Origin of the sequence: Streptomyces aureus (genome assembly GCF_001418135.1) — a bacterium.
In the GTDB taxonomy this organism is placed as follows: domain Bacteria; phylum Actinomycetota; class Actinomycetes; order Streptomycetales; family Streptomycetaceae; genus Streptomyces; species Streptomyces aureus_A.
The window spans coordinates 1-6,697 of sequence record NZ_LIPQ01000324.1 but is presented as its reverse complement, the minus strand read 5'-3'; the positions used below and the strand labels follow the sequence as shown (position 1 = coordinate 6,697).

Genomic DNA, 6,697 nt, shown 5'->3' with positions numbered 1-6,697 from the left:
CCGCGGACCGTACTCCTGGGCGATCGCGCCCAGGAACACGCCCGCCGACGTGCCGTGCAGCGTTCCGGGCGCGATGCCCGCCCGCTCCAGGGCCTCCCACGACACTTCGAGGAGCAGCCGCTGCTGCGGGTCCATCGCCAGCGCCTCGCGGGGGGCGATCCCGAAGAACGCGGGGTCGAACTCGGCGGCGCCGCTCAGGAATCCACCGTCGCGCACATAGGACGTGCCGGAGTGGTCCGGGTCGGGGTGGTAGAGGCCGTCGAGGTCCCAGCCGCGGTCGGTGGGGAGTCCGGAGATCACATCGCGCTGCTGGGCAACGACCTGCCACAGCGCCTCGGGGGAGTCCACCCCGCCCGGGAAGCGGCACCCCATGCCGACGATCACGATCGGATCGTTGGTGCCGGCCTCCAGCTCGCGGACCCGCTGACGGGACTGGTGGAGGTCGACGGTGAGGCGCTTGAGGTATTCGACGAGTTTGTCGTTGTCCGTTGTTGTCATGGCGATGATGCCCCCGTAGGCGTCGTGAAGCTGTGCGTGTGCGCGGTCCGGGCGCGGCACGCCCGTGGGACGTGCCCGGGCGTGCCGCGCGCGGCGGACAGGATGAGCGGACCGGGATCCGGGTCCGTGCGGTGCGCAGGTGGAGTTGTGGTCGGAGTGGGGATCGGGGTCAGAGTTCGGAGTCGATGAACGCGAGGAGCTCGTCGACCGAGGCCGACTCGACCCGTGCGGCCAGATCCTTGTCGTCGGCCTGGGTCCGCTGAGCCGGTACGCGGGCCACCAGTGCCTGGAGCCGTTGGACGATCTCGTCCCTGATGTCGTCCTGGGTGTCGTCCGGAAGGCCGGCGAGCGCCGCTTCGAGGCCGTCGAGTTCGGCCAGCCCGGGTACGGCCTGCGGGTCACCGGAGGTGACGGGTTCCACCTCGGCCGGAGCCAGTTCGGTGTGCAGATGGTCCACGACGGCGATCGGCGTGGGGTAGTTGAAGAGGAACGTGGCGGGCAGCCGCAGATCGGCGCTGGTCTGCAGCCTGTTGCGCAGTTCGACGAGCGTCAGCGAGTCGCAGCCCAGGTCCTTGAAGGACCGGTCGGCGGGAATGCCGGACGCGGAGGAACGGCCGAGCACGGCGGCGGTCTGTACCCGGACGAGGTCGAGGAGCAGTTCCTCCCGCTCGTCCCGGCCCAGTGCCGCGAGCCGCTCGCGCAGGGTCGCGGTCGTCGGGGCCGCGGCCGTGGCCGCGGCCTGGGCCGGCCGCGGTGCGGCCGGTGCCAGGTCCCGCAGCACGGTGGGCAGTTGGTTGCCCAGCGCGCCGAGGGTGGCCCGGTCGAGCGGAGCGGGTACGAGCGCGGCGGCGTCCATGCGCAGTGCCGCGTCGAGCAGGGCCAGGCCCTCCGTCCGGTCGATGGGCGCGAGGCCGGTCCGGGCGAGCCGGCCCCGGTCGGCCTCGGACAGGGACCCCGCCATTCCGGCGGCGCCCGGTCGTCCCGCGGTGTCCGCCCACATGCCCCAGGCCAGGGAGAGCGCGGGGAGGTGCTGCGCCCTGCGGTGCTGGGCCAGGGCGTCGAGGTAGGTGTTGGCCGCGGCGTAGTTGCCCTGGCCGGCGCCACCGATGATGCCCATGACGGAGGAGAAGAGGACGAAGGCCGACAGGTCGTGGTCCGCGGTCAGCTCGTGCAGATTGCGGGCCGCGGCGGCCTTGGGGGCGAGCACCGTGTCGAGGCGCTCCGGGGTGAGCGCGGTGATCACACCGTCGTCGAGCACTCCCGCCGCGTGGACGACGGCGGTGAGCCGTACGCCGGTGAGCAGCTGCGCGAGCGCGTCCCGGTCGGCCGTGTCACAGGCGGCCAGGGTCACCTCCGCGCCCAACTCGGTGAGCTCGGCGGCCAGTTCCCTGGCGTCCGGCGCGTCGGGACCCCGGCGGCTGACGAGGAGCAGACGGCGGGCGCCGTGCTCGGTGACCAGATGCCGCGAGACGAGTCCGCCCAGGGCGCCGGTGGCGCCGGTGACCAAAACCGTGCCGTCCGGATCCAGGGCCACCGGCAGGGTGAGGACCACCTTGCCGATGTGCCGTGCCTGGCTGACGTGGCGGAACGCCTCCGGCGCCCGTCGCATGTCCCAGGTGCTCAGCGGCAGCGGAGTGAGCGCGCCCGAGGACAGCAACCGCAGCACATCCGTGAGGAGTTCGGCGATCTTCTCCGTGGGCTCCTGCAGCAGGTCGAAGAATCCGTAGTTCACCCCGGGGTGGTCGGCCGCGATCCGCTCCGGGTCGCGCAGGTCGGTCTTGCCCATCTCCACGAAACGACCGCCGTTCGGCAGCAGCCTCAGGGACGCGTCGATGAACTCACCGGCGAGCGAGTTCAGTACGACGTCCATGCCACGGCCCTCGGTGGCCGCGCCGAACGCGGACTCGAAGTCCAGCGTGCGGGACGACGCCAGGTTCGCTCCGTCGAGTCCGAGGGAACGCAGGGCGTCCCACTTGCCGGGGCCCGCCGTGCCGTACACCTCCGCCCCGAGATGCCGGGCCAGTTGGACGGCGGCCATCCCGACCCCGCCGGCGGCGGCGTGGATCAGGACGCGCTCGCCCGCGGTCAGGCCGGCGAGGTCGACCAGGGCGTGGTAGGCGGTGAGGAACACGATCGGCGCGGACGCCGCCTGGGCGAAGGTCCAGTCGGCGGGCATGACGGCGACCCGCCGGTGGTCGGCGACGACCACCGGGCCGAACGCCCCGGAGAACAGGCCCATGACCCGGTCGCCGACGTCGAGACCGGTGACGCCGGGCCCGACCTCGGTGACCACACCGGCCCCTTCGAGGCCGAGCAGACCGGGGTCGCCGGGGTAGAGGCCGAGGGTGTTCAGGACGTCGCGGAAGTTGACGCCCGCGGCGCGCACGGCGATGCGTACCTCGCCGTCGGCCAGCGGGGCCAGGGCCTCCGGGCAGGGTTCGAGGGCCAGGTGGTCCAGGGTCCCGCGGTCACGGACCCCGAGCCGCCAGGCGGTGACGCCGGCCGGGGGAACCAGGGAGCCGTCGGCCGTCGCCCGGCCGAGCATCGGCACGAACAACTCGTTCTCGCGGACGGCGAGTTGATGCTCCGCGCCGATGAGCGGCAGTGCGGTGCGGCAGTCGGCCGCCGACTCCACGTCGAGGAGTCCGACGCGCCCGGGGTTCTCGGTCTGCGCCGAGCGGGCCAGACCCCATACGGCAGCGAGTCCGGGGTCCACGTCGGCGTCCGCGGCCGTGGCCACGGCGGCCCGGGTGACGAGTACCAGCCGGGAGTCGGCGAGCCGGTCGTCGGCCAGCCATTCCTGGAGCAGGGCGAGCGCGCGGTGCACGGCGGCCGGGGCGCCGGCCCCCGGCCCGTCGGCACGCTCTCCGGGCCCGGTGGCGTCACCGGAGTCCCCGAGGTCCGCGAGCGGCGCGAAGACCACCTCGGGGGCGGGAAGCCCCGCGTCGAGGGCCTGGCCCAGGGCCGCGAGGTCGGCGTACGGCGCACCGACGCCCAGGTCGGCGGCGCCGAGCGCGGCGGCCGACGGAGACGGCTCCTGGTCCACCGCGGCCGGGATCCAGTCCAGCCGGTGGAGGGAGCGCGGGACGGCCACCTCGTCCCTCACCGGGCGCAGGACCAGTTCCTCGACCTCGGCGACCACGGCGCGGGACTCGTCGAGCAGGGTCAGGGACACCGTGTCGGGCCCGGTGGTGGTGATGACCACGCGGGCGGTACGGGCACCGGTCTGACGGACGGTCACACCGTGCCAGGAGAAGGGCAGCAGTCGGCGGTTGCCGTCGTCCAGCGCCGTCATGACGATCGGGTGCAGGGCCGCGTCGAGCAGCGCCGGGTGCAGCCCGTAGGAGGCGGCGTCGGTGACGGAAGGCGGCAGGGCGACCTCGGCGACGAGGTCCTTGCCGTGCCGCCAGGCGGCGCGCAGGCCCTGGAAGACGGGCCCGTAGGCGTACCCCGCGGTGGCCAGCTCGTCGTAGCAGCCGTCGACGACCAGCGGCTCGGCCTCGGCGGAGGGCGGGCCCGCCGCGGTCGCGGGGGTCCCCTCGTGCGCGGCGAGGGCTCCGGTGGCGTGCAGGGTCCACGGCTCGACGGCGCCGTCCGGCGTCTCTGAGCGGGCGTGCACGGTCAGGGCCCGCTGTCCGTCGTCGCCGGGTGCGGCCACGACGACCTGTACCTCGGTGCGGCCCTCCTCGGGGATCACCAGCGGCGCGAGCAGGGTGAGTTCGGCGACCCGCGGCGTACCGGTCTGCGAACCGGCGCGGGCGGCGAGTTCGAGGAACGCGGTACCGGGCAGCAGGACCGAACCGAGGACGGCGTGGTCGGCGAGCCAGGGGTGGGTGCGGCGGCCGAGCCGGGCGGTCAGGACGACCTGGCCGGATTCGGCGAGTTCGACGGCGGGGCCGAGCAGCGGGTGACCGGCCGCGCCTTCGGTGCCGCGCGCGGTCAGCCAGTACCGCTCCCGCTGGAAGGCGTACGTGGGCAGTGCGGGCGTCGGTCCCGGGCCGAACACGGCGTCCCAGTCGGGGCCCCGGCCACGCACGTGCAGGGCGCCGAGCGCGGCGGCCAGGGTGCGGTGCTCGGCCCTGCCGCGGCGCAGCACGGGGACGAACGCCGACGCGTCGTCGTCGAGGCAGTCCCGGCCCAGTGCCGACAGCACGCCGTCCGGGCCGAGTTCGAGGAAGGTCCGCATCCCGAGGCCGTGGAGCGCCGCCAGACCGTCGGACATCCGTACTTCGCGGCGTACCTGCCGCACCCAGTAGTCGGCGGTGACGTCGACGGGTCCTCCGGTGACGGTGGACACCATGGTGATACGCGGCTCCGCGTACGCGACGCCCGCGGTCACGGCCGCGAAAGCGTCGAGCATCCCGTCCATGCGGTGCGAGTGGAAGGCGTGACTGACGACGAGCCGGCGCGTCTTTCGGCCGGAGGCGGCGAACGCCTCGGCGACCCGCTCGACGGCCTCGACGTCGCCGGAGACGACGACGGCCACGGGGCCGTTGACGGCGGCGATGCTCACCTCGTGCTCGCGGCCTTCGAGGAGCGGGAGGACCTCCTGCTGCGAAGCCTGGACGGCCAGCATCGCACCACCCGCCGGCAGGGCCTGCATGAGCCGGCCGCGCGCGGAGACCAGGGCGCAGGCGTCCGGCAGGGTGAGGATCCCGGCGACATGAGCGGCGGCGAACTCGCCGATGGAGTGGCCGAGTACGGCGTCCGGAGCCAGGCCCCGGTGCTCAAGGAGCCGGAACAGCGCCACCTGGAGGGCGAAGAGGGCGCACTGGGTGTTCTCGGTCCGGTTGAGAGCCTCGGCGTCGCCGAACATCACCTCACGGATCGGCGGAGTGCCGGGCACGGAGCCGCGGCAGGCGTCGAGTTCGGCGCACACCGCGTCGAGGGCGGCGGCGAAGACCGGCTCGCTCTCGTACAACTCACGACCCATGCCGACGCGTTGGCTGCCCTGCCCGGTGAAGAGGTAGGCGAGACCGTCGTCGGGGCGTGCCGTGCCGAGCGTCAGCGCGGAGTGCGGCTCGCCACGGCCGAGCGCGGCCAGTGCCGCGACGGCCTCGGAGCGGTCCTCGGCGGTGACGGCCGCGCGGTGATCGAGCGCGGTACGCGTGGTGGCCAGGGCACGGCCGAGGTCACGGTCGGACACCTCGCCGGAGGCGTCCAGGGCGTCGACGAGTGCGGTGGCCTGGGCGCGCAGCGCCGCCTCGGTACGGCCGGACAGCACCCACAGGGGCGCGGAGCCGTCCTCCCCGGAACCGGCTCCGGACACGACCGGTTCGGCCGTGGGGGCTTCGGCGAGGATGACGTGGGCGTTGGTGCCGCTGATGCCGAAGGACGAGACACCGGCGCGGCGTGCCCGGTCCTGGACGGCGGGCCAGGGGTGGGGCTGGGTGAGGACCTCGACGCCGCCGGATTCCCAGTCGACGAGCTCGCTGGGCTTGCTCACGTTCAGCGAGGCGGGCAGCTCACCGTGCTGCAGGGCCATGACCATCTTGATGACGCCGCCGACGCCGGCGGCGGCCTGGGCGTGGCCGAGGTTGGACTTGAGCGACCCGAGCATCAGGGGCCGGTCATTGTCGCGTTCGCTGCCGTAGGTGGCGAGGAGGGCTTGTGCCTCGATGGGGTCGCCGAGGACGGTGCCGGTGCCGTGGGCCTCGACCGCGTCGATTCCGGCGAAGGAGACTCCGGCGTCCTGGACGGCGGCGCGGATGACGCGTTCCTGGGCGGGGCCGCTGGGTGCGGTGAGTCCGTTGGACGCGCCGTCCTGGTTGACGGCGGTGCCGGCGACGACGGCGAGGACTTGGTGTCCGAGTCGGCGGGCGTCGGAGAGTCGCTCGACGACGAGGACGCCGACGCCTTCGGCCCAGGCCGTGCCGTCGGCGTCGGCGGAGAAGGACTTGCAGCGGCCGTCGGCGGCGAGTCCGCGCTGGCGCGAGAACTCGACGAAGATGCCGGGCGTCGACATGACGGTCACACCGCCCGCGAGGGCCAGTGAGCACTCGCCGGACCGCAGGGCTTGTACGGCGAGGTGCAGGGCGACGAGGGAGGAGGAGCACGCGGTGTCGACCGTGAGCGCGGGGCCCTGGAGGCCGAGGGTGTAGGCGACCCGGCCCGAGGCCACGCTCGACGTGGTGCCGGTCAGTCCGAACCCGGCGGAACCCGCAGCCGCCTCGCCGAGCCGCGGACCGTACTCCTGGGC

The 6,697-nt window shown here is 74.1% G+C and carries 2 protein-coding genes; both read right to left on the bottom strand.

Annotation, left to right across the window (positions count from 1 at the left end; translation table 11 throughout):
* The coding region (locus tag AOK00_RS25425) for a beta-ketoacyl synthase N-terminal-like domain-containing protein (RefSeq protein ID WP_173861630.1) at window positions 1–498 on the bottom strand (498 nt) is incomplete at its 3' end.
* Window positions 499–667: 169 nt separating this feature from the next.
* Window positions 668–6,697, bottom strand: a 6,030-nt coding sequence (locus AOK00_RS25420) for a type I polyketide synthase (protein ID WP_159041848.1), incomplete at its 5' end; no start/stop codon positions are given.